Origin of the sequence: Neobacillus terrisolis (genome assembly GCF_051233475.1) — a bacterium.
In the GTDB taxonomy this organism is placed as follows: domain Bacteria; phylum Bacillota; class Bacilli; order Bacillales; family Cytobacillaceae; genus Bacillus_BU.
In genome coordinates this window covers 18,728-40,863 of record NZ_JBKFGH010000039.1, presented here as the reverse complement: position 1 = coordinate 40,863, position 22,136 = coordinate 18,728, and the positions used below count along the sequence as shown (strand labels likewise).

Below are 22,136 nucleotides of genomic sequence, written 5' to 3'. Positions count from 1 at the left end.
ATTAAGTGATAAAGATTTAAATACACCTTCAACTAACCATTACTTGCAATATCTATGAATCAGAACAATCAAGGTATTTTACGTACAAATATAGTATACACCTTCCAAAATATAGGCCTTTAATCATATAATAGAGGTATAAATTGTAATTAATTAGGGGTTTTTTACATGAAGAGGTTTTCGGCAAATTATTGCCATTCAAATTCTAATTTTATTATAACTAATTTACCAGATAATCAGGTTACCATTCCTAATAGCAACATTATCCGTATTGTTCAAAACATGATCAATCGTGGTACTCCAACTATTGCCTCTGCGTTTTTAAGAAAAGAACTAGGGTTGCAAAGAGACTATCTTAAACAATTGGAAGAGGTTAAATTTATTTCAAATGAGAATTTAAACTGGTCACAGACAATAAAAGGTGACGATAGAAATAATGATTTTCCAGCAGAACAATTTTACAACGATTTAGGTACTATTCTAAATAGAGTTGGATTTATTCGAAACCTCGCGATTGCTGAATGCCCCATTACTGATATCCTGCCCGATGACAATCAAGCTTTTCTCAAACAGCAGGTTGATTTCTTCATTCCTTTAATGAAAACAGTAATTGAAGTGGACGGAGAAGGCCATAGTAATCAGATTGCACTTGATAAAAAAAGAGATCAAGCTTTTGAACGGAATAATATCAATGTAGTTCGAATTAGTACCAGGGACATTAAAAATAGAGATTATAAAAGATTTTTATCGGAATTTCGAGAAATCTATAAAACATATCGTTATCAAGTCGATGAATATCAAAAGTATATATCAATTAATTCGCAAGAATTCGCTATACAGATTAAATTAACTTCTATTGCTAGATTTCAACTATTTATTCTTGAGTTGTTGGATAGAGGAGTTATATCTTTTGATGACAATTATTGGAATTTCAACGTTTTTGCAGTAGATGCCAAAAGCTTTTTAGAGTTAGCATTAAAGGATTTAGAACTTTGGATTTCAAATATAGCTGCATTATTTAACAAGATTATTAATTTGCCCCAAGTAAGGATTATGATTTTTGAGAATGAGTTAGATTTACCTCGTAATGAACAGGATATTAATATTAAATTTGATTTATTTAAACGGTGGGATGATTCAGTTTGGGAACCTAATGTTTACCATATTCGTACCGATTTTGATGATGACGCAAATTATTTTAATGTAAAAATAAGTGAACCGATTGTTTATGCACTAACTACTAAATCTCACCAAAAACCCTTAGAGTTTTTACTTGAAAATCTCTTTGGTTTTAAACAATTTAATGAAGGTCAGTTGGATATTATTATTAATTGTTTAAATGGAGAAGATACTGTGGGCTTACTTCCGACTGGTGGGGGGAAGTCTCTTACTTATCAACTTTGTGTCATGCTTCAACCAGCTATTAGTTTTGTTGTTGTGCCGATTAAGTCTTTAATGATGGACCAAATACATAATTTAAATTTAAAACATTATATTTCACATGCTAGCTATATTAATGGTGATTTGACACCTGCAGAATCTAGTAAGCGGCTAAGGGATTTTGCTTCAGGAAAATACTTCTTTTTAATTATTACCCCTGAGCGTTTCCAAGTAAAAGGGTTCAGAAAAGATATTGAGTTGGTAAATCGTACGAAAGCCATATCGCTTGCAGTTATAGATGAGGTTCATTGTTTGTCAGAATGGGGACATGATTTCAGGACCTCATACCTAGCACTGGCTAATACTATCCGGAAGTATGCTCCATCAGCAAGGTTTTTGGCCCTAACAGCAACAGCTTCTTCAAAGGTACTAAAAGATATTATGACTGAATTAGAGATTCAAAGTAATAATGTAATAACCATATCAAATTTCACTCGATCTGAACTTGAATTTAACATTATTGAAGTAAATCGAAAAAATAAGCAGGATATATTGATAGATTTTTTAAGAAATGATAGTAAAAATAACACGCGTAAACAAGGTGCTAAATTGGTCTTTACGCCAACAGTTAATGGTTCTTCTGGTTGTTATGAATTGAGTCATTATATCTATAGTGTTTTAGGGGTAAAAACTGGATTTTATTCTGGCAGTTCACCTACGAAGTATAGCGGAATTCCTTTTTCTGATTACAAAGACCAAATTCAAGATTCGTTTATGAAAGACGAAATTGAATTGCTTGTTGCTACAAAAGCATTTGGGATGGGAATTGATAAGGGGAACATTAGACAAACCATTCATTATGGAATTCCTGGATCTCTTGAATCCTTTTATCAGGAAGCCGGACGAGCAGGACGTGATAAGAATAAATCTTATTGCACAGTATTATATAGCCCGGACCATTTGGACGAGGTGCAATTACAAAGTATTTTTGGAGTAAATACGAATGTGTCCTTTTTGGATAGTGAAAAGAAAAATTTTACTGGTGATCTCAATACATTATTATTTTTTTTAGCAACTAATTTAATGGATATAGAGGAAGAAGTTAAAGAAATATATACATTCCACCAAACCTATCTCTCCACAAAAAATGATACGATTGTAATCGATTATGGTAATGACAAAGATCGTGAGCGCAAAGAAAAATGTATATACAAATTAGCTTTATTAGGAATTGTTGACGATTGGACGTTGGATTGGAAAGGTAAACAGATAGAGGTTGAATTATCGCATTGTAAAGAGCAAACAGTTGTAAGGAAACTAACGGATTACATTAGAAAATATGATTACATGTTTACATTGAATAAAAGTGAAAAATATTCAGAACAGTATTCGGATTTAATTAATAAATTTCATGAAAGCAAGGATCCATTTTTAAAAAGAGCGCTATTTGTATTGTTAAAATGGTATAACGATAATGTAATTTATTCTAGAAAACGTTCGATGCTGTTGATGAAGCAATATGCAGATGAGTTCACAGATAGTGAATCTTTACAACAGAAAATAGAGATCTATTTTAAACGGAACAATGATGTTTATTTATTAGAGCAGATTGTTGCAAAAAAGGATAGGCTAAAGGATTGGTTTAGGATTTTCTTTGTACAGGAGGAAGGGAAACCAGACCTCCCGCGAGCAGCAAGCACCTTCAAAAGTCTAAAGATTACAGTTAGCCGGTTCCTTGAAAGCTATAATAATGACATTTCTTTAAACCTGATTAATGGCGTAATTAGTTTAGCCGAAGGGGTATTCGACTCTCTTGATGGGCGAGAAAGAATGGCATCGGCCGTCCGTGAAATTTCAAATCTAGATTCTAATCTACGACAAGAAATGTTAACGTCTATATTAAATAAAACGGATATTTTTTTAACCAAGGATCAGAAAAACCAGTTAAGTGAAGTGTTAATTTCAAATGGGTTTAATTTAATGGAGGACTTAAAGGAGATTCATGTAAGTCTAGAAGATAAATTCAGTTATGGAAGTATGATTAAAACACTTCATTCTACAATAAGAGAGAAATCTTATGGAGGTTACCCATGGGAAACATAGAACAAATTGAGCAATTGGAAACATATATTAATGACCTAGGTGATGAAATAAAAAGAGTGAAGAAGGCATCTGAATACCTAAAATTAATTGAACAATTCCAGGGTGAGGTTGCAAATGCATCGGTCAACTTAGAGAAATCAGGCGATAATCTAAAAGTTTATCAAGAAATTGTCGAAAGCAAACTTGAATTATTTCATACTACATCCAAAAATCTTGAAGCAAAACAACAGTTCCTCGAGAATAATCAGAAAAGAATTATTGAGAGTTTGGCAGAACTAAAACAGCAAATATTAACCGAACTAAATCGTATACAAGATGAGCAGAAATCTGTATTAAAGTTAATATCACAAGCAAATAAAAAATATACAATTATAAATATAGTTATGGCCTTGCCTATTTTGGGGATTTTGGTTTATTTGTTAATTAAGTAGGAAGCAATTGGGAGCATGAAGAGATTTTTTGCTTCCTTTTTTGTATGTACCTAGTATAGAAATATGAGTGTTACATATGAACTAGCATGATAAAATTAATCAGGCATGAATTAGTTCAATCCTTCTTAATAGGATAATGGAGGTGCACGATGAAAAAAAGCAGAGCGAAAACGATTCAAATATTCCTTCCAAATGGAAATCCAAGAGGGGTGAAATTTGCTGAAGTGACAAACCGAACCGTCCAGGCCATTCTCATCCCGCGGAGCCTTCTAAACACAGTAAAGGATAGAATAGAAGTTAAAAATGTCGCCCTGTATTTTTTATTTGGAAATAACGATGAAGACACACGAACAGAAGCTTATATCGGGGAAGCGGAAGTAGGCTATGATCGGTTAAAGCAACATAATGCAGGCAAAGACTTTTGGGAAACAGCTGTATTGGTAGTCACCAACAATAATCAAAATCAATTTACTAAGGCCGATGTGAAATTTTTGGAACATTTAGCTTATCATGAAGCAGTAAGTGCAGGTCGGTACACAATCAATCAAACAGTTCCAACGAATCCGTTTATACCAGAATGGAGAAAAGAAGATCTGGCAGATATATTTGAAACGATTAGTCTATTATTAGGTACACTTGGGTACCCGATTTTTGAAAGTTATCGAGATACTCAAGAAGAGGTGCTTCCTAACGAGGAAGATAAAGAATTATTTTATTGTAATAGAAGGGATACTAAAGCATTCGGAAAATGGACAGGTGATGGTTTTGTTGTTTACAAAGGATCAATGATGTCCAGCGGTCCATTGCCAGGTTTTGAGTCGAAATTGGAAAAACATAACGAAAAGATACGGAAATTATTAGCTGAAGGAATATTGGGTGAGCAAAACGGTAGATATGTTTTTCTAAGTGATCATCCTTTTAACACACCTTCTGCTGCTTCAAGCTTTGTATTACAAGGGGCATCCAACGGTTGGACTGATTGGAAAGACAAACACAACCGCACATTGGATGAATTGAAGAGAAAAGATTTATAAAATGGAGGGATAATATGCCGATTCACAATAAACTAGTTAGGGACGGCATTCCAGAAATCATCGAAAAAACAGGAAAAAACTTTTCGGCTCGCATACTGAGTGACGAAGAATACATAAAAGAACTAAAGAAAAAAAGCTACGAGGAACTCGAAGAATATATGAACACTCAAAATGATGATGATGCCATAGAAGAGCTAGCTGATCTACTGGAAATTATTCACGCGCTCGCTGAATATCACGGAACATCCTTTGTTAAATTAGAGGCAGTCCGAAAGCAAAAAGCAGAAAAGCGAGGCGGCTTCAAAGGAAAAATCTTCCTAATCGAGGTTGAAGATGAGTAACGTTCGGTTAATTACCAATAATCTAGGGAAACATGTGCTGGAGCAAATTGAAACTGCTTCATCTATTTGTATCTTAACGTCATTCGTTATGAAATCGGGTGTGGAATACATAAAAAGCTCATTAAAAACAGCGGCTGAAAAAGGTGCAGATATTAAGATTTGCACTGGTGATTATTTATTTGTCACACAACCAGAAGCATTAAAAGAATTACTATTCATTGATGATAGAATCAAAGTTCGTCTTTGGCAAAGTAACGGAGTCTCTTTTCATCCGAAGGCGTATCTCTTTCAAACGAATGAAGAGGATTGCTTATTTATTGGTTCATCAAATTTATCAAAATCGGCTCTAAGTAATGGGGTGGAATGGAATCTTTCTGTAAGTAATGAGGAAGAAGTGTTTAAGGAAGCCTTGGACCTGTTCTTGAAAACCTTTTTTTCAAAACAAACGATTCAATTGAACAAAGAAACTTTAAAAGAATATGCTGAAAGATACAATCAGTATCATGTGAAGAATCCTGATTTGGCCCAAAAGTGGTCTTATATGGAAGAATTAGACTTGATGCTACCAACTGAACCGGAAGAAACTGGTCAACCTGAAATCATTAAAGAAGAGCGGGCACCATTTGGTAAAATCACCCCTCGTTTTGCACAAATTAGCGCACTTGAAGAGTTACATAAAACGTTAGAAGAAGAATACAATAAAGCTCTTGTTGTAATGGCGACTGGCTTAGGCAAAACCTATTTAGCCGGCTTCTTTGCTCAAAATTTTAATCGGGTTTTATTTATTGCTCACCGTGAGGAGATTCTTTACCAAGCCAAAGATTCTTTTCAGAGGATTATGCCTGAAAAGAAATTTGGGATATACAATGGGAAAGTGAAGGAAGGCAATGCGGACGCCATCTTTGCCTCAATTTTTACATTAAGCATGAAAACACATCTTCAACAGTTCCAACCGGATGAGTTTGATCTAATCATTGTTGATGAATTTCACCATGCAGCTGCTGATTCCTATCAAAGAGTATTAGACTACTTTACTCCCAAGTTTTTACTAGGGATAACAGCAACTCCTGATCGAAATGATAATAAAGATGTTTATGCCATTTGTGATGGGAATGTGGCATTCAGGCTTGATTTTTTAGATGCAATTGAGAGAAAGTGGCTAGCTCCATTTAAATATTATGGCATTTATGATGATACCGATTACTCGCAGATCCGCTGGCTAGGTACGCATTACGATGAGGAACAATTACTCCAGGCGCAATTAAAAGAAGAACTAGCTGTGAAAATTCTCCATGCATGGAAGGAAAAGAAGCAAACAAGGACAATTGGCTTTTGTTCGTCAATTAAACAGGCAAATTATCTATCACACTACTTTAATCAAAACGGCTATCGTACAGTTAGTCTCCATTCTCAGCAGATAGGCTTGAGCAGAAAAGCTGAAATACAAAAGCTTTCGGATGGGGAGTTAGACGTCATTTTTACAGTGGATCTATTTAATGAAGGTGTTGATATTCCTGCAGTCGATACATTGTTATTTGTGCGGCCAACGGAATCGCTAACCGTTTTCACTCAGCAAATTGGTCGTGGGCTCCGATTACATGTTCAAAAGGAATCCTGTGTCATTATTGATTTAATCGGAAACTACCGTAATGCAGATATTAAACTCAGTTTGTTTGATACAAATCCGGTAGAAAAAGTTACAAAAAAGATTCATCCTGTTGTACCTGAATTTTGTGAAGTGAATTTAGATGTTCAGGTTATCGACCTATTAAAAGAAATGATGGCTAAGAAGTATCCACGCCGTGAAATGATGTTAAACGCTTACACATCATTGAAAAATGAACTTGGAAGAAGACCAACCTATATAGAATTACACTTAAAAGGTTCAGCGTATTCAGTTCAATACCGACAAGAGTTTAAATCCTATGTTGGTTTCTTAGAATGGGCTAATGAGTTAAATGATAGGGAAAAAGAAGTCCTTCATCGCTATAGACCGTGGCTGGAAGAAACAGAAAAAACAGGGATGACCAAAAGCTATAAAATGATTGTGTTGCTTGCGATGTTAGAGAGAGGTCCTGCAAATTGGTTTAACCAAATCACTCTTGGTGAAGTCGCACCATTTTTCCATCAATATTTAATGGCAAAGGAGTACCGAAAACGGATTGATTTTTCCGATCAGTCCTCAAAGCGTTTATGGGATTACGATGTTGAAGGAGTTAGTAAACTAATTGCCACAATGCCGATGACAAAATGGAGTGGCAGTTCAAAGGGACTAAATTCATTTGAAAACGATGTGTTTACACTTAATTTTGATGTTGTTCCAGAAGATCAACAGATTTTATTTGATTGGACAAAAGAGATTTGTGAATATCGGCTTCATTATCATTTTGAGCGAAAAGGAAATACCCCCGCGTCCCATTAAGGGAAGGGGGTATTTCTTAAGTAATTTCCAAATATCAATTATTTTGTAAGAAATCTATGCAATTTTAGATTAATTTAAAATATTTAAAAGCCTCTTTTAAATCTTCTTTTTTATTTTCTGGGCAAGGGTTCGTTCTAGAATTTGGTGAATATCTGTTATGAGCAACTCGGGGATTTAAACCATATATTTCTTTCATATTGGCAATCCAACAAGTTTTAGGGGTATAGCCATGATTTTGTTTAATATATTCCTGAATCTTTTTATATGTAGTCATTCCTATTCCACCCTTATTTTTTTGTGGTAAATACCTTTTATTTACGCTTCAATACCCCTTTTTTCACAAGATTAACTAGAGTCCCCTTATTCTTATACCTCTGATAAGCAATTAATCTATTCAAATCTTTGATCCTCAATTTTGATGGTTCAATTGCGAGCACATATTCATCCTTTACCTTGTCTATTAATGATAGGGCGTAGTCAATTTGTTTGGCTGTTAAGGCGTAATCATCCTCAACCCCTGCTTGAGTTTGGTGATTGCTTTGATCCGCAGTGTTTGTTTGTAAAGTTGCCGCATGTTCTTTTATTTTAGCATCAACCAATGCCTCCACTTCTTCATGGCTTATCGGTTGAACCTGCGTTTGAGTTGTATTTTGATTTTGTTTAAATAGTTTATCGAAGATTCCTTTTATCAATGTCCCCACTCCTCTTCCAAAGAGTCTTTTCTATGTATTAGTAGTCTTTTATTATCTTACCAAAATTTCCCCCTTAAAAACGAGCGATTCGGAAGTTTTTTGTTATTTATGGTAGAAGTTTGATAAATTAGTAGGTTTTTATCCGAAAATATAGTTAATTTTTGTAAAAACTCTGGGACTATTAACCTTTTGTAGTATAATAAAGGAAAAATGTGACTTTTGGAGAGGTTGTTATGGCGATTACGGTACCTGAAACGATTCGATCATCTGCCACTGCAGGGGAGAGGTTATTATTCCGTACTCTAAAATTGTTTCTCCCGGATGATTATATAGTTTACTTCGAGCCATCCATTCAAGGAAGACGGCCTGACTTTGTGATTATTGGTCCGGATCTCGGACTTGTTGTATTGGAAGTAAAGGACTATACGAAAAACACCTTATTCCAAATTAACCATGATGAATGGCATATCATTACAACATCCGGGGATCAAGCAGTGATCAAAAGCCCGATGAAGCAAGCAAGGGAGAATGTGTTTCATGTTGTGGATGTATTGAAAAAAGATAAAAATCTTGTTCAATTAGATGGTAAGTATAAATTTAATTTGAAGTTCCCTTACGGCTATGGAGTCGTTTTTACAAGAATGTACAATAAAGATTTTATAGAAAACAGTCTTTATTCTGTTATTGAGCCTAGTCTGTGCTTAACGAGAGATGAAATCGATCCGGATAAAGAGTTATTTTCCGAAGAAATCCTTATGGAAAAAATCTTAAATATGTTTATTGTTCCATTCCGGTTAAGAGAGCCTTTATCCATTGAGGATATCAATGCGATTCGTTATCATTTATTTCCTGAAGTTCGCATTAGTGCGGAGTTCAAAGCACCCGTTCCATACCAGGATCAACTTTTGTTATCGCTTCATGATATTAAGACGATGGATCTTCATCAGGAAAATATGGCGAAACAAATTGGAGATAAGAACCGGTTGATCCGCGGAGTTGCTGGGAGCGGAAAAACAATTATTCTGGCCAGCCGGGCGAAAATGCTGTCTAAACAGAATCCAGACTGGAAGATTCTTATTCTTTGCTACAATATTTCTCTATCAAATGCGATCCAACAAATGATCAATCATATGCTGAATGAGCCCGAGGATCTGTTTGATTTTGACCCAAATGTGAAGGCGGTTCAGAACCAGAATATTGTCGTGAGGAATTTCCATTCTTGGTTAAAGAATGATTTGAAAATGAAAGAGTCTCAGCTTTCGGAAATGATCGAGAAGATTGAGAAGAAAGAGACGATCCTTCCTACATACGATGCGGTATTAATTGATGAGGGCCAGGATTTTGAAGCTGATTGGCTGCGCTTAGTTGGGTTATTAATTAGTTCGGATACTCAGTCGCTTTTGTTAGTTGAAGATAGAGCTCAAACGATATATAACCGAAAACGTTCCTACCTTCAGGATATTGGGTTAAGCTTTCAGGGGCGGTCCAAGGTGTTATCGATTAACTATCGGAATACCCGACAAATTGTGAAGTTTGCCTGGGATTTTTACCGGGAGCATTCAGTATTTAAAAATAAAGTGGTCAATCGTGATCTCGATGGCGAAATCATTGCTCCGCAAAGTACAAAACGGAATGGTCCGGTGCCGGCTATTGTGAAGGCAGCTAATTTCTTTGAGGAAATGAGAACGGTGTCACGAGCTATTAAGAAGCTGAATGAAGAGCGGAAGATTCCGTTTGAGGAAATGTTGATTTTATACAGGGTGAAACGGACACATAAAACTCCGATTGTCGATATCATTAAACGTTCCTTAAACGATTCTGGTATCCCTTATTACTGGATTACTGAAAACGATGTCTCCAAGCGAACGTTTGAAAAAGAGGACGGTAAAGTGAAAATCAGTACGATTGATAGCAGTAAAGGTTTGGATTTCCAAGCTGTGTTTATCGTCAATGTTGATTCGATGCCGTTTAAACTGGAAGAGGACCACGAGCGCGAGGTTTCCTTGTTCTATATCGGTATGACTAGGGCAAAGGAGTATCTATGCTTGTCTTATTCCGGAGAATCGGAGTTCACAACGTATTTGGATCGGATTTTAGAAGAGAGAAGTCAGAAGAAAAGCGGGATTGAGAAAGTGAATTAATAGATGCTATTAGATGAATCAATAGTAATTTTATAAAGTTAAGATAGGCCAGCTTCTTCCCAAATCTTTGGAAGGAGCTGGCTTTAAAAAAGGTTTGTATTCTAAAAGACCAGTTAAATAGCCGACCTCTTATGTATTGAATGCGGGTTTAGGCTTATTGATAAAAGAACTTTGTTATTATTTTATTAAATCAAAACCTGTCCCAGTAGAAACATTAGCACCGGAGTATTCAAAATCTTCAATTCCTGAATCGCCAATATTTCCAGTTACTGCTACGTTATTGTAATCTTTAAAGGTCCCTTTTGAAAGCTTAAGATATTGGTCATAACCAATTTGAATATTTCTATCCTGGTATTTATGGGTAGAAAATTCTTTCGGATTGAATGCCCAAGAAAGATTTACTGTTTCATCTCCCACATATGTCTCATTAGTAGTATAAGAATCTGTTTCTTCGTCATATACAAATTCCACTTTATATACAGAAACTGTTTTATTTACTTTTACAGAACCTTTGGTTGTGTTGAAAACTACCTCTGAAGCTGGTACCACAGCACTTCCATAGTAATATTCATCAGTGTTTGAATTGTACTTTCCAAAATATAAATCATATTGTCCATTAATCTCAGAATAAGAAGAAAGATTAACAAAGGTTTCGAAAGAGTCTTTATTACCAAAGAACATCGCACCTTCATAAGTACTTTTTTGTACTGGTGTTTTACTTTGAGTACCTTGGGCCATTGCAGGTAGAGCCATAGACAATATAAATACAACCGTCAACATTAATACTCTTAATCTTTTCAATTTAGCACCTCCAAATAATAGAAACCTAAAACCGCATAAATCCAGTTTACAATATTTGGGAGTAATGGTGTCGGTCAATAAATCGACATTTTTTTCATTTTTCCAATATCTAGCCTTTCTAATAGTGTGGAGTAGCTATAGACACAGGGACTGTTCATTTGCCTCTTTTGAGAGCAGAAGAACCGCCCCTGTGTTTTATTTTCATTAAAATTGCCTTCTTCCTATTACGTTTATGGATATTTTTGGTAAAATAAAAAACAGAGAGATTTTGTGGTGATTTTTGTCACATTCCATAAAAACTTAAAGATAGAGAGGGGACGATGGAGATCGAACTGGTCGATGAGTTGGAAAGGGCCGCAAAAAGGCAGCTATACCAAGCAAAGATTCATATATTAGAAGGCTACCGGTCGAATGTGAAGCAGGCAAAAGAGGATATAGAAATTGCTAAAAGAATGTACCGCAATGCGCACTCTACATTTGTCACTCCGTGGCAAGGCGAAGCCAGGGGGGCTTTTGATTCGATTGCGAATGAGTTAGGTGGATTGGAACGAAATATATATTATTTAGGTGAAGACCTTCTTGCTGAGGTAAACAAGGAGATTCGGAAGCTTCAAGGAAAAGTAGATGAATTAAGATGAGCAAAATTAAGGTAAATGAAGGGGATTTAAAGCAGTTTGCTAGTATAATAGGGGATGTCGAGGACAAATGCGGGGAAGCACTCCGGCATCTGAATGTGGATTTGAATTCATTGTTAGCGAACATTCCAGGTGTATCGACGAGTAGAATTCAGGATATTGAGGCCTCCTATAAGAAAGTAATACATAAATACAGAGAAAAATTGGATCATGCCCAGTTGCTGGTTAAGAAAACTGAAGCGGCGATGAGACAGGCGGAAAAGAATCTCGGTGCGAAGGCTGGGGAGTTTGGTCTCGAGATGTTGGGCTACTATGACGTGCAACGTATTTTCAGTGAGTATGACCCAATCACTGGGGAAAAGGTATCGGTTGGAGACCGGCTATTGGCTTCCGGGATGCTAGCACTTTCTCTTTTTCCACCAGCGAAGGTTGTAGGTGTTGGTGGGAAGGTTGCTGTTAAAGGTGTTAATGCTGCAGCAAAAGCGGGTTCCAAGTTCGGGTTTGAGTCATTTGCGAAAAATCTCCCTGCTTTTAATAGCTTGAAAAATGTTTTGAATACAAAGAAAGTCCTTGAAGTTTTTGATGGGATATACAAGAAAGTAATAAAGGCTCCGCTGGCGGCAACCAAGCTTTGGTTGGATAGGACTGTAAGGCAGATTGCAGATTTTCGTTTGCCAGTAATTGGTCCACAGCTGGCAAGCGCTATGGGAGCGGTGCCGTCGAAAACTGTAGGGGAAGCTTTTGGCGAGGCGAAGGATTTATTCGTTAAAATGGTAGGGGAGAAGCCTGACAATAGGGCGGTTTGGAAAGATGCTAAGGGTACTGGTAAAGTGTATCCAACAAGACAAATCGATCCAGTATCAGAATTACATATAATTGATAGGGTGAAAGAGCTAAGAGGTAATTTAACAAGTAAATATAAGAAATCTGGTAATTTTGCATTAGCAGAAGTGGACGTTAGTGGATTAAGCAAAAAAGAATTTTATGCTCTAAGTAAAATAGATGAATTTAAAGCGAATTTAGAAGAAATAGTTCCGGATATTTCATTAAAACCAAATGAACCAATTTTCAAGGCATCCTTAGCACCAGATAAAGATGGAAAACCTTATTTGCGAGATTCTGACACTGAGTATAAAATTTTGAATGAAATAGCTTCAAAACTTGGTGGTGATGTAAATGCAGTTGGGAAAATTAAGCTATTCACTGAACTTGATACGTGTGATAGTTGTAGCAAAGTAATTGCTGAATTTGCCACAAAATATAAAAATATTGAATTGGAAGTCATACACAATAACGGAGAGAGACTAAAACCATAAAATTGGAGGGATATTTTAGTGGAAGACTGGGAATACAATGAATTGTTTGAGGCAATTAATGAGGACTATAATGATTTTTTAAAATTAAATAGAGGTTATGGATATGCCATATCAAGAACGGTTGACGAGTATATAAATATTGGAAAAGTAGAAGATTTTATTGTTGATACCGCTATAGGTGAAATATTGTTATCACACGAAAAGGTCTTTATTGGATATGTTGAAGGTATAAACAAAAGATTAAGTATGTTTAACTCGCAAGATGCAAAAGATGAACTTACCGAAGATGAAATAACAGATTTAACAAATAGGATTAATAGAGTAATAGATGGCCTTAAAAAAGCAGAGATTGATTATAACCCTTTCACGGAATAGTGTTTAAAGGGATAGAAATATCTAAAAAAAGTGTTTCATTAATTTTTGTGTGTATATTTTATTACTAGGAACCGAACATGAAAATTGACTCACAAATAATTAAAATATAAAAAGACTAAGTAATATTTATCTAGAAAATTGTAAAGATTAGGACCTTGAGGGGTAATTAGATGCCTTTCAAGGTTCTTTGATTTATTAACGTTCTTTAATATTTAATATATAACTCGATATTCAATCAGAAGCTCATGATGGTAAGAGAAATGCTGAGGTATTATGATTTGCAACTAATTTTAAGTGAGTATGACCCAATCACGAGGGAAAGGTTTCGGTTGGAGATCGGCTACTGGCGACTGGGATGCTGGCACTCTCTCTTTTTCCACCTGCGAAGGTTGTAGTGGTTGGGGGGAAAGTCGCTGTCAAAGGCGTGAATGCTGCAGCAAAAGCGGGTTTGAAGTTCGGGTTATCATCTTTTGCGAAAAATCTTCCTACTTTTAATACCTTGAAAAATGTTTTGAATGCAAAGAAAGTCATTGAAGTTTTTGATGGGATATACAAGAAAGTAATAAAGGCTCCGCTGGCGGCAACCGAGCTTTGGTTGGATCGGACTGTTAGGCAGATTGCAGATTTTCGTTTGCCAGAAGTCTGTTAGCAATTGGCAACTGCTACAGGTCCAATGCCTCCGAAAACAGTTGGAGAAGCTTTTGGCGAGGCGAAGGACTTATTTGTTAAAATGGCAAGCGAAGTAGCTGACAATAGATCGGTTTGGAAAGACGTTAAGGGTTTGGATAAACATATAGATGGCTTGTTAAAGAAATCTACATGCAGTATAGATGAATTAACAGATTATCTTAAGAAAATAGATGAATACAAAGGGACTAATTTTGCTGAAGAATTTGTATCATTTGGAAAGTGGCCCGACGATATCCAGATACCCAAAGACTCAAGAGTACTAAACGAAGATTATTCAATAAATTGGTCCGAAGTGCCTAATGGTGGTTATGTGCTTGATAAGAAAGGGAATGCTATTAAAGAAGAATTTCAACCAAAACAAGGAGATATCATTGACAGGTATGGACCACCAAATGGTAGATATACATCACCTGTAATGGAGGGTAGGCCGTATGACTATGTACAAAGGTCATTACCCTACGTAGAGGATGCAACGAAATATCATCAGTATGAAGTAATAGGAGATTTTTCAAGATTAAAAGAGTATGTTATGAATTGTGATAATATGGAAATTAAGTTAAAAGTCGAAGCTCAGATTGAAAGGTACTACAATGGAGGTTACAGCAAGGTTATACCACATAAAGGGGTAATTGCAAAAGGTTTCGGGTCACCAGGTGGTGGAATACAATATGAACTTCCTTTACCGGTAGAGTGGCTTGAGGGATTAGGGATGTTAAAAGAAATTAAGTAATAACTTCAAAAGATAATTTAATATTTTTACATAAAGGAGAAGAAAAAAATGACGAGATTGGAAGCAATGGAAATAATTCAGAAAGAAATGTTAAAACGTTTCAACTGGTTTGATGAACATCCTTTAAGAGAAAATGAGGTAGGAATTAGAGTTGATGATTATCAATGGGAAGTATATGTAACTGATGAAAGGGCAAGTGTAGTTACAGGTTCTATTACAAAATTTAATAATGAAAGTGATGCTTTAGATAATTTTATCAAAAGATTAAGAACAGAAAAAATATTATTTTAGTCTATAAAAATAAGAGTCAAATGGAACCAGTGGACGGTTTTTTGTGAGGACAATTGAAAGTTTTGCCCACAAAAGAGCTCAATTAGCTGAAATCCAGCTAATTGGGCTCTAGTTTTTTCTTAAGCGTTAATTATTTATTTCATCCAACAATATTAGGTATAAAAAGGGCTTTTAGATAAATAGACAGAGGTGGGTTTATTTTCAACAAGGTATTAAAATATATATTTGTACTGGAGTTCTTGCACTGAATCTGACTGGGTGTAAACGTGAGTTTAATATTGATTATAATCATGAAGATTTGTGTGAAGTGGATTCATATGAACAACAGATTATTTGGAAATATAAGAATATAGGGCTTATAAAAGAAGGGGAAAGACCAAAAGCGATTATTCAAAGATATATACAAGAAAAAAAGACCAATAACTTAAAGAATTTAATGGTTTTACTAATAATTATTTTTATTTAGACTACCCTCACTTTTGATGAGCGATAGTCTTTAATTTTTTTAGAGCTAAATGAAAATATCAATATAGAAGTTTCAGCTTAAGTAGTATAAAACCGATGGTAATGGAAGAATATCAAATGTAGAAGCAAAGTTAGAACTTGGAAAAGCAGAACGGAATCAATATGCGCAAAGGACTGTTGGTGGAGAGGACAGATTATCTAATGATGATGGAGGGCATTTGATAGCAAGCATTTTTAAAGGCTCGGGTGAAATTGACAACTTAGTACCTATGAATGCTACTCTTAATAGGAAAGAGTACAAAGCTTTAGAGGCTTCTTGGAAAAAGGCATTAGAAGATGGAAAAACAGTGGAAGTTAAACTTGAACCTATTTATAAATATAATTCTTCTCGTCCTTCGAAGTTTGAAGTAGTGTACAAAATTAACGGCAAGAAGTATGAAGTTAATTTAAATAATTATTATGGGGGTAGTTAAATTTGGAGACAAAAAACATGGAAGTCATCTACCAAAAGGTAGCGAATGTTTTAGTTGAAATGATACCAGAAGAATGGGAAAAGATTTTACTATATGCTGAGGTCAGGGAGGGGTTTTCTCAAGTATATTTCTATTACTATCCTATAAATCAAAAACAACCAGTATATAGCTTGGATATTGTAGATGTTTTTAATATTGATAAAACTCAGCATAGAAAATTAAAACAAGAGTTATACGAATGTTTTGAGGACCTTTGGAATGAATTTAAGGTTCAAGACCAAGAACAGTGGACAAGTTTAACATATACCTTGGATAACATGGGTCGAATGAAACTTAACTATGGGTATGATGACATATCAGAAATTAGTCCTGATGAGAAACAAGATAAATGGGAAGTTGAATACTTAGTATAAACAACAGTAGGTTGATTGACTTTTACTTTTATTAATTTGACGGCACTTGATTGTTTAATAAGCAACAAGTGCATACCTGTTCAGTAAAATAGGGCGGTTTAAGAAAAGCTTTTGGTATTGTGCCAAAATGTCGCTGAAAAAAACCACTTAGAAAAATACCTTGACTCGCTGGAATAAAGAAAAAATGATTCATTGAAGACAATTAAATTTTAACTGGTAATTATAAGAGACCCTAAAAGTGATTCTGTTTCATTAATTACTTTTAAAGTCTCTTTTTTATGATTAACTAATCAAAATACTGGATTAAAGCTTTTATCTTGAATCATGAGAGGGATATCATATTTGCCCTTTGGAAGGGGAAGGGCCTGCTCATGAAAGTCGTGAATGAAATAGAAGCCCGCCAACCCGGCATAAATGTTGAGTCGTGTAGCTCCTAATGCATGGTCATGATACCAAAGCGTCGCGGCTTGTTGTTGATTTGGATATTCATATACTTGTCTCGAATATTTTCGACCTGTATACTTGTAGTTTCGTGAAAACCAAGCATCAGGATGGCCATCGCTGTCAGGCGCAACATTGGCTCCATGAAGATGAACGACCGTGCGGACCTCTGGGTTGCCCGTCGCACCATCTATTGTTTTATCTACGGGCAAAAAGTGATTGAACGGAAGGTTATTAATCCATTTTACTTTAACGGCCTGTCCTTTCATCGTTTGAAATGTAGGTCCGGGATACATACCGTTATAGCCAAAGATTAACGTTTCCTTAAAGTCCTTATGAAATTTGTGCTTTGCAGCCTTCATTTCAACTTCATAGTAATCATAACCATCTTTACGATCTTCTGGTTTAAGCACCTTTGGAATTGGAAGTTCATCAACAAATTTGGGTATTGTATCTGGTTTAGATGGATCAACATCCTGACGATTGCTATTCCTAGTGGAATGAAATTCTTTCAAAAAAATTCACCTTTCTTATTTTTATTTTTCAACAATGGGAGAATTGTAGATTGAGAAAGTATTTAGGAAATCTTAAGTATTGGAACAAAGTTGTTTCTCTCCCTATTGATGTTTATTTATAGTGTATGCATTATTGACAAGCCCGTAATGGATAATGTTGTAAAAAAATAAATATTGCAGTGAGCATATTAAGGATATGTAATCTAGTGAAATCCAAAAAAAGTGTGGCTATAGCGCTAAAAGCTTCCACAAATGATTACTGCCTAACTTTTTCAGAAAATCAATTAATAATATGTATATAATTAACATTAGTTATATTTTGGGAGGCTATGATGGCAAAGAAAAAACGCGGCGGCCATTTTTGCTACATTTGTTCCCGTACAAGGGCCAACGAAAAGTTTAGTGGAAAAGGACATAGAAAGCATATTTGCAAAGAATGTGAGCAATCTGGAAGAGCAAAAAGCGAACAGCAAGATTTTTTCAGGTGCATGGGGACGGTTCTTCCGTGTTCATTTCGTGTTAATACAGGCTCTAGTCTTATAAAGCCTCAAAACTTGGCTGAAACGAAATCTATTAAGAGAAAAAGAACACAAGAACCGTCCCCGTGTATTCATCTATATATGCTGGTCATACCAACCGATAAGTTCATCGATTTCTGTATTGATTTTTGCTCGATTTAGCAGTGTTTGTTCTCTTTCTGGTAATGGAGAAAAATCGATATCCAACCCGATTTCCTCAAAATTGCCTTTTTGAATTATGTAGCTGATGAGCTGGTATACCAGATGAGTATCTTTTTCTCTTATTTGTTCTACTAGATAGTGAATGTCCTCTTTCGGAATTATCAACAAATGCCCCTCCTTGAAAAAATTAGATAAATTTATTATATAAGATTTTTATGAAAGCGGATACATTTTATTTGTAATATTCAGAAAAATCTATCAACTCACTCCTGAATCGGAATAAACAACACATTGTCTTTTGTTAAAATTTGTTTGAAATAAATCATAAAAAAAATCTTCCAATGAGGAAGATTTTTTATTTTAGATTTGGAAATCCTTGCTGGCGCAATGCCTCATACACCAATATAGCAGCGGTGCTCGAAAGGTTTAGGGAACGAACATGCTCATTCATGGGGATTCTCAAAAAGTGATCTTTATTGTTTTCGAGTAAATCCTTAGGTAAGCCGGTTGTTTCTTTACCAAACATAAAATAATGTTCCTTTAATTCATCACTGAAATCAAAGGATGAATGTGTTGTTTCACCGAAGGTCTCAATATAGTAGAACTCACCTTGATTTTTTGAAAAAAAGTCATCCAATGAGTCATAATACGTTACCTTTACAGAGTCCCAAAAATCAATACCAGCTTGTTTTAACATTTCTGGCTCTGTTGAAAAGCCGAGTGGCCGGATCAAATGTAAGGCCGAATCCGTTGCAGCGCAAGTAAGTGCAATATTTCCAGTATTAGCCGGAATATCTGGTTGATATAGTACAACATGTATTGCCAAGAAAGGTCACCTCTATCTATATTTTACCCTTCCTATTATAGCAAACAAGGGGCAAACAAGGGGACGGTTCTGCTGTGTTCATTTCATTTATAAACAGGCCCTATTAACTTTACAAAACCTCAAAAATTGGCCAAAACGATATCTATTAAAAGAAAAAGAACAGAAGAACCGTCCCCATGTATTCAAAACTTGGCCGAAACGAAAATCTATTAAAAGAAAAAGAACACGAGAACCGTCCCCGTGTACTCAATGAAGTTTGATTTTGTCTTGGGAGTTTTCGAGTTTCATTTGTTCGAGTTCGATGCGCATTTTTTGTGTTTCTATAATATAGTTTTCGTGTTTGAGTTTTTCTAGTTCTAATTGAGATTCGATTATTCTTAGTTTGATCTTGGATTGTTTTTGAAAATGTGAGGTTAAAATTCCGAGAATGGGAATCGAGAACACCATAATGACTGCAATTGTACCTGTCATAAAAACGCACCTCTATTTTTTTATTAAATAAACTTCCTTATTTTGTTTTTTCCTATAGTTCAATCATATCAAATAATTTCAGTGTGTACAGGAATTCCGTAGCTTGAAATAGGCTTATGACTTCAGTTATGTTAAGGTAGAGTTGATTTTTGGAAATTTAACAGGGTAAAGAGATAAGGTTGTGATTATATGACAAATGCACCTGAACAGCTAATGGATAATTGGAAAAAGAATATCATTCTCTTTCTCAGCAGCCAGACCATTTCATTATTTGGAACGTCTTTAGTCCAATATGCGATTATGTGGTATGTGACGCTTACAACAAAATCTGGCGTGATGATGACCGTATTTATTATTTGCGGTTTCATTCCGACCTTTCTGTTATCACCTGTTGCCGGGGTGTGGGCGGATCGCTATAATCGAAAACGTTTGATTATGATATCCGATGCGATGATTGCCCTTGCGACACTGATTTTAGCGATTTTATTTTTAATTGGTTACGAATCAGTATGGTTAATGTTTGTGATGGCAGCGGTTCGCGCGATTGGTACAGGTGTTCAAACACCGGCCGTTGGAGCGATTTTGCCGCAATTGGTGCCGAAAGACCAGTTGACAAAAGTGAACGGAATTAATGGAAGCTTGCAAGCAGTCAATATGTTTGTGGCTCCGATGGTGAGTGCAGCGCTTTTGACCATGTCTTCGATTGAAATCATCTTCTTTATCGATGTGGTTACGGCTGCAATTGCGATTATGATTTTATTATTTTTCTTGAAAATATCCATACATTCGAAGGCTGCCGAAAAGCAAACCACGAGCTATTTTCATGATTTAAAAGAAGGTGTGCTTTTTATTAAAAATCACGATTATTTGAAAAAATTCTTTCTGTTTTTCGCGATATTCTTTGTGCTTCTGGCACCTGCAGCCTTTTTAACACCATTGCAGGTGACGCGCAGCTTTGGTGATGAAGTTTGGCGCTTGACGGCTATTGAGATTGCGTTTTCAGTGGGAATGATGGCAGGCGGGGGCTTGATTGCTGCTTGGGGAGGATTCAAGAACAAGATCCATACAATGGCATTTTCCGGCTTGATTATGGGTGCATGTACAGTAGCGCTTGGGGTGGTGCCGATGTTTTGGATTTACTTAGCCTTTATGGCCATTTTCGGAATTGCGATGCCGGTTTTCAATACTCCAACCACTGTTTTATTGCAGGAGTCAGTGGAGGAGAATTATTTGGGGAGAATCTTTGGTGTGTTTGGGATGATCTCGACGTCCATGATGCCAGCGGGGATGCTGTTGTTTGGACCGTTGGCCGATGTGGTCGAAATCGAATGGTTGTTAATTGGTACCGGATTGCTCACCATGGTTCTGACCTTTTTCTTAGCCAACAACAAAGTATTGATTGATATGGGTAAGCCTGTTTTGAAGGAAAACGCCGAACGATAGTAGAAAGGTTTTATTTTTAAAAGAAAGACGCACATACCTGGAGAATTTTTTGGGGCAGGATGCCAACTTGTAGGCTTAGTAGGGGAGTGATTAATGTGAATGAGACGATTAAATTATTAGGAAACCATCGCTGTGTACGGGAATTCGACCCTGGAAAAGATGTGAGCGAAGCCCAGTTAGAAGCGATGATTAAGGCCGCTATGGCTGCACCAAATTGGGCTAATGGTCAGCAAGTGAGTATTATCGAAGTGAGAGACCCTCGGAAGAAATCAAAAATGGCAAAAGCGGCAGGCAACCAACGGTGGATTGAAGAGGCCCCTGTTTTCCTTTTGTTTTGCATGGATTTTTACCGGGCGAAGCTGGCTGCTGAAAAAAATGGAACTCATTTAAAAATCGTTGAGGATATCGAGGCCGTGATGGTTGGATCAACAGACGTTGGAATCGCTTTGGCTAATGCTGTGATTGCAGCTGAATCAATGGGGCTTGGAATTGTTCCAATAGGTGGGGTTAGGAGAAATCCGCAAACCTTTGTGGAACTGTTTAATCTCCCCGAGTATGTTTTTCCGATTTCCGGATTGGTTGTTGGTGTTCCACGAGCGATCCCAGATCAAAAACCAAGACTGCCGCTTAAGGCAACTCATCATAAAGAACAGTATGATGCTGAGGTTCAAAAAGAAAGCATTGATGAATATGATACGACTATTTCCTCTTATATGGCTGAACGGACAGGTGGCCAAGATTCCAGTGACTGGTCGAGTAAAATTGCTCGTTTCTATGATAACGGATTTGAGGAGTATGCAGAAAACTCGAGTCCAACGGTTAAAAAACAGGGATTTCATTATAAGTAAAGTGTAACGTAGGGGGAGAGGCGCTGATCTGATTTTTTCATGGAGAGTTGAGCCTCGTTTTATTTAAGCGGACACAGAATACCTTATTTTGATGAAAAACGTCTATTTCAGCATTTATCCGGACACCAGTTCCGTTATTTACCTAATATTCCTTCAAATCAGCCTCAAATTAACGAAAT

23 protein-coding genes and 1 pseudogene are annotated in these 22,136 nt (G+C 36.0%); 17 read left to right on the top strand and 7 right to left on the bottom strand.

Annotated features, from left to right (window positions below):
• Nucleotides 1–168: 168 nt before the first annotated feature.
• From ACI48O_RS20590 to ACI48O_RS20570, 5 genes are all read left to right on the top strand, one after another.
• Entirely contained in the window at nt 169–3,483 is a 3,315-nt protein-coding gene (locus tag ACI48O_RS20590) for a RecQ family ATP-dependent DNA helicase (protein ID WP_435563708.1), read from the top strand.
• A complete protein-coding gene (locus ACI48O_RS20585) occupies nt 3,471–3,914 on the top strand; it encodes a hypothetical protein (protein ID WP_435563707.1) in 444 nt (147 codons plus the stop codon). The genes ACI48O_RS20590 and ACI48O_RS20585 overlap by 13 nt, the downstream gene beginning before the upstream one ends.
• 149 nt (nt 3,915–4,063) lie before the next feature.
• Nucleotides 4,064–4,948, top strand: a complete 885-nt coding sequence (locus ACI48O_RS20580; RefSeq protein WP_435563706.1) for a GIY-YIG nuclease family protein — start codon at nt 4,064–4,066, stop codon at nt 4,946–4,948.
• Nucleotides 4,949–4,962: 14 nt separating this feature from the next.
• Complete coding sequence (locus ACI48O_RS20575) at nt 4,963–5,289, top strand: nucleoside triphosphate pyrophosphohydrolase (RefSeq protein ID WP_435563705.1); 327 nt, start codon at nt 4,963–4,965, stop codon at nt 5,287–5,289.
• Nucleotides 5,282–7,711, top strand: coding sequence for a DEAD/DEAH box helicase family protein (locus ACI48O_RS20570; RefSeq protein WP_435563704.1), 2,430 nt, complete (start codon nt 5,282–5,284; stop codon nt 7,709–7,711). The genes ACI48O_RS20575 and ACI48O_RS20570 overlap by 8 nt, the downstream gene beginning before the upstream one ends.
• Before the next feature lie 64 nt (nt 7,712–7,775).
• On the opposite strand, the gene ACI48O_RS20565 is transcribed toward ACI48O_RS20570, so the two are convergent.
• Nucleotides 7,776–7,985 (bottom strand): hypothetical protein, encoded by a 210-nt coding sequence (locus ACI48O_RS20565; RefSeq protein ID WP_435563703.1) that lies wholly within the window; start codon nt 7,983–7,985, stop codon nt 7,776–7,778.
• A 37-nt stretch (nt 7,986–8,022) separates the two neighbouring features.
• Nucleotides 8,023–8,412, bottom strand: a complete 390-nt coding sequence (locus ACI48O_RS20560) for an ABC transporter ATP-binding protein (RefSeq protein ID WP_435563702.1) — start codon at nt 8,410–8,412, stop codon at nt 8,023–8,025.
• Nucleotides 8,413–8,636: 224 nt separating this feature from the next.
• Here ACI48O_RS20560 and ACI48O_RS20555 point away from each other — a divergent pair, with 224 nt between their 5' ends.
• Nucleotides 8,637–10,544: a 3'-5' exonuclease gene (locus ACI48O_RS20555; protein ID WP_435563701.1), complete on the top strand. Its 1,908-nt coding sequence runs from the start codon at nt 8,637–8,639 to the stop codon at nt 10,542–10,544.
• Nucleotides 10,545–10,721: 177 nt separating this feature from the next.
• On the opposite strand, the gene ACI48O_RS20550 is transcribed toward ACI48O_RS20555, so the two are convergent.
• A complete protein-coding gene (locus ACI48O_RS20550; RefSeq protein ID WP_435563700.1) occupies nt 10,722–11,345 on the bottom strand; it encodes a hypothetical protein in 624 nt (207 codons plus the stop codon).
• A gap of 320 nt (nt 11,346–11,665) precedes the next feature.
• Between ACI48O_RS20550 and ACI48O_RS20545 the strand changes: the two genes are divergently transcribed.
• From ACI48O_RS20545 to ACI48O_RS20505, 9 genes and pseudogenes are all read left to right on the top strand, one after another.
• On the top strand, nt 11,666–11,983 hold the full coding sequence (locus ACI48O_RS20545; RefSeq protein WP_435563699.1) for a hypothetical protein: 318 nt from the start codon (nt 11,666–11,668) through the stop codon (nt 11,981–11,983).
• Nucleotides 11,980–13,296 carry a deaminase domain-containing protein gene (locus ACI48O_RS20540; RefSeq protein WP_435563698.1) on the top strand — a complete coding sequence of 439 codons (1,317 nt, stop codon included), beginning with the start codon at nt 11,980–11,982 and terminating at the stop codon, nt 13,294–13,296. The genes ACI48O_RS20545 and ACI48O_RS20540 overlap by 4 nt, the downstream gene beginning before the upstream one ends.
• 18 nt (nt 13,297–13,314) lie before the next feature.
• The gene (locus ACI48O_RS20535; RefSeq protein ID WP_435563697.1) at nt 13,315–13,671 is read left to right on the top strand and encodes an Imm3 family immunity protein; all 357 of its coding nucleotides are present in this window, start codon (nt 13,315–13,317) and stop codon (nt 13,669–13,671) included.
• Between the two features lie 355 nt (nt 13,672–14,026).
• Nucleotides 14,027–14,320: a hypothetical protein gene (locus ACI48O_RS20530; protein ID WP_435563696.1), complete on the top strand. Its 294-nt coding sequence runs from the start codon at nt 14,027–14,029 to the stop codon at nt 14,318–14,320.
• A gap of 3 nt (nt 14,321–14,323) precedes the next feature.
• Complete coding sequence (locus tag ACI48O_RS20525; protein WP_435563695.1) at nt 14,324–15,091, top strand: TNT domain-containing protein; 768 nt, start codon at nt 14,324–14,326, stop codon at nt 15,089–15,091.
• A gap of 48 nt (nt 15,092–15,139) precedes the next feature.
• Complete coding sequence (locus tag ACI48O_RS20520; RefSeq protein ID WP_435563694.1) at nt 15,140–15,382, top strand: Imm59 family immunity protein; 243 nt, start codon at nt 15,140–15,142, stop codon at nt 15,380–15,382.
• A 175-nt stretch (nt 15,383–15,557) separates the two neighbouring features.
• Nucleotides 15,558–15,848: an immunity protein YezG family protein gene (locus ACI48O_RS20515; protein ID WP_435563728.1), complete on the top strand. Its 291-nt coding sequence runs from the start codon at nt 15,558–15,560 to the stop codon at nt 15,846–15,848.
• Nucleotides 15,849–15,945: 97 nt separating this feature from the next.
• A pseudogene (locus ACI48O_RS20510) lies at nt 15,946–16,320 on the top strand (DNA/RNA non-specific endonuclease); the annotation flags it as partial.
• A gap of 17 nt (nt 16,321–16,337) precedes the next feature.
• Nucleotides 16,338–16,733: an immunity protein YezG family protein gene (locus ACI48O_RS20505; protein ID WP_435563693.1), complete on the top strand. Its 396-nt coding sequence runs from the start codon at nt 16,338–16,340 to the stop codon at nt 16,731–16,733.
• A gap of 290 nt (nt 16,734–17,023) precedes the next feature.
• Here the strand turns inward: ACI48O_RS20505 and ACI48O_RS20500 are convergent, their stop codons facing one another.
• The 4 genes from ACI48O_RS20500 to ACI48O_RS20485 form a co-directional block, all read right to left on the bottom strand.
• Nucleotides 17,024–17,689 (bottom strand): multicopper oxidase domain-containing protein, encoded by a 666-nt coding sequence (locus ACI48O_RS20500; RefSeq protein ID WP_435563692.1) that lies wholly within the window; start codon nt 17,687–17,689, stop codon nt 17,024–17,026.
• A 614-nt stretch (nt 17,690–18,303) separates the two neighbouring features.
• Entirely contained in the window at nt 18,304–18,534 is a 231-nt protein-coding gene (locus tag ACI48O_RS20495; RefSeq protein ID WP_435563691.1) for a hypothetical protein, read from the bottom strand.
• Between the two features lie 190 nt (nt 18,535–18,724).
• On the bottom strand, nt 18,725–19,195 hold the full coding sequence (locus ACI48O_RS20490; RefSeq protein ID WP_435563690.1) for a tRNA (cytidine(34)-2'-O)-methyltransferase: 471 nt from the start codon (nt 19,193–19,195) through the stop codon (nt 18,725–18,727).
• Between the two features lie 246 nt (nt 19,196–19,441).
• The gene (locus ACI48O_RS20485) at nt 19,442–19,666 is read right to left on the bottom strand and encodes a hypothetical protein (protein WP_435563689.1); all 225 of its coding nucleotides are present in this window, start codon (nt 19,664–19,666) and stop codon (nt 19,442–19,444) included.
• A 189-nt stretch (nt 19,667–19,855) separates the two neighbouring features.
• Here ACI48O_RS20485 and ACI48O_RS20480 point away from each other — a divergent pair, with 189 nt between their 5' ends.
• Both ACI48O_RS20480 and ACI48O_RS20475 read left to right on the top strand, forming a co-directional pair.
• Nucleotides 19,856–21,109: an MFS transporter gene (locus tag ACI48O_RS20480; RefSeq protein WP_435563688.1), complete on the top strand. Its 1,254-nt coding sequence runs from the start codon at nt 19,856–19,858 to the stop codon at nt 21,107–21,109.
• Between the two features lie 95 nt (nt 21,110–21,204).
• Nucleotides 21,205–21,957: an NADPH-dependent oxidoreductase gene (locus tag ACI48O_RS20475; protein WP_435563687.1), complete on the top strand. Its 753-nt coding sequence runs from the start codon at nt 21,205–21,207 to the stop codon at nt 21,955–21,957.
• Nucleotides 21,958–22,136: the final 179 nt, after the last annotated feature.

Bases quoted from the DNA above. Each gene is read 5' to 3' on its own strand.
- ACI48O_RS20590 (WP_435563708.1), top strand. From the start codon at position 169: ATGAAGAGGTTTTCGGCAAATTATTGCCATTCAAATTCTAATTTTATT.
- ACI48O_RS20585 (WP_435563707.1), top strand. From the start codon at position 3,471: ATGGGAAACATAGAACAAATTGAGCAATTGGAAACATATATTAATGAC.
- ACI48O_RS20580 (WP_435563706.1), top strand. From the start codon at position 4,064: ATGAAAAAAAGCAGAGCGAAAACGATTCAAATATTCCTTCCAAATGGA.
- ACI48O_RS20575 (WP_435563705.1), top strand. From the start codon at position 4,963: ATGCCGATTCACAATAAACTAGTTAGGGACGGCATTCCAGAAATCATC.
- ACI48O_RS20570 (WP_435563704.1), top strand. From the start codon at position 5,282: ATGAGTAACGTTCGGTTAATTACCAATAATCTAGGGAAACATGTGCTG.
- ACI48O_RS20565 (WP_435563703.1), bottom strand. From the start codon at position 7,985: ATGACTACATATAAAAAGATTCAGGAATATATTAAACAAAATCATGGC.
- ACI48O_RS20555 (WP_435563701.1), top strand. From the start codon at position 8,637: ATGGCGATTACGGTACCTGAAACGATTCGATCATCTGCCACTGCAGGG.
- ACI48O_RS20545 (WP_435563699.1), top strand. From the start codon at position 11,666: ATGGAGATCGAACTGGTCGATGAGTTGGAAAGGGCCGCAAAAAGGCAG.
- ACI48O_RS20540 (WP_435563698.1), top strand. From the start codon at position 11,980: ATGAGCAAAATTAAGGTAAATGAAGGGGATTTAAAGCAGTTTGCTAGT.
- ACI48O_RS20530 (WP_435563696.1), top strand. From the start codon at position 14,027: ATGCTGGCACTCTCTCTTTTTCCACCTGCGAAGGTTGTAGTGGTTGGG.
- ACI48O_RS20520 (WP_435563694.1), top strand. From the start codon at position 15,140: ATGACGAGATTGGAAGCAATGGAAATAATTCAGAAAGAAATGTTAAAA.
- ACI48O_RS20505 (WP_435563693.1), top strand. From the start codon at position 16,338: ATGGAAGTCATCTACCAAAAGGTAGCGAATGTTTTAGTTGAAATGATA.
- ACI48O_RS20485 (WP_435563689.1), bottom strand. From the start codon at position 19,666: ATGACAGGTACAATTGCAGTCATTATGGTGTTCTCGATTCCCATTCTC.
- ACI48O_RS20480 (WP_435563688.1), top strand. From the start codon at position 19,856: ATGACAAATGCACCTGAACAGCTAATGGATAATTGGAAAAAGAATATC.